The organism is Polaromonas sp. P1_E3, from assembly GCF_056405935.1.
The window spans coordinates 1-991 of sequence record NZ_JBFUBD010000686.1 but is presented as its reverse complement, the minus strand read 5'-3'; the positions used below and the strand labels follow the sequence as shown (position 1 = coordinate 991).

The following is a 991-nucleotide window of genomic DNA, read 5'->3' as shown; positions in this document are numbered from 1 at the left end:
GCCGAAAGCCTGCATCATCATTTCGTAACGCGCATTCTTGACGAATACGGTAGGCGCCACGTCGCCGCCCAGCGGATTCACGTCGGTACCTTTGTAGATGCCGTTGTTGTTGAAGACGATCACGCAAACAGGCAGGTTATAGCGGCAAATCGTTTCGACTTCCATGCCGCTGAACCCGAAGGCGCTGTCCCCTTCGATGGCGATTACGGGTTTACCCGTGGTCACCGCGGCCGCAACGGCAAAACCCATGCCAATGCCCATGATGCCCCAGGTGCCCACGTCAAGGCGCTTGCGCGGCTCGTACATGTCGATAATGCTGCGTGCAAAATCCAGCGTGTTGGCGCCTTCGTTGACAACGATGGCATCGGGACGCTCCTTGACCGCATTGCGGATGACATTCAATGCGCTGTGGAAGTTCATCGTCGGCGGGTTCAGTGCCAATGTGGCCGCCATCTTGGCCAGGTTCTTGTCCTTGCGCTCGGTGATGCCCTGTGTCCAGTCGGCTGGCGGTTTGGCCCACTTTGAGCCCAAGCCTTCCAGCAATGCCGAGACACATGAGCCGATGTCGCCGACCAGCGGTGCAGCGATCGGCACGTTGCTGTCCATTTCGGTGGGCGAGATGTCGATCTGGATGAACTGACGGGTGTCGGCGTTCGGGCCGCCCCATGTTTTGCCTTTGCCGTGTGACAGCAACCAGTTCAAGCGTGCACCTACCAACATCAMCACGTCGGCTTCCGCCAGCACATGGGAGCGGGTGGCTGACGCCGACTGCGGATGCGTATCAGGCAGCAGGCCCTTGGCCATGGACATTGGCAAATAGGGGATACCGGTTTTTTCGATCAAGGCGCGAATATCGGCGTCGCACTGCGCGTAGGCGGCTCCCTTGCCCAGCACGATCAATGGGCGTTTGGCGCCCTTGAGCAGGTCCAATGCACGTTTGACGGCATCGGGTGCGGGAATCTGGCGCGGCGCAGCATCGACCACCTTGATG

1 protein-coding gene is annotated in these 991 nt (G+C 59.7%); it reads right to left on the bottom strand.

Going from position 1 to position 991, the window contains the following annotated elements:
• Positions 1–991: oxalyl-CoA decarboxylase (gene oxc / locus AC1D0Z_RS22790; protein WP_477660406.1), on the bottom strand; the 991-nt coding region annotated here is incomplete at both ends.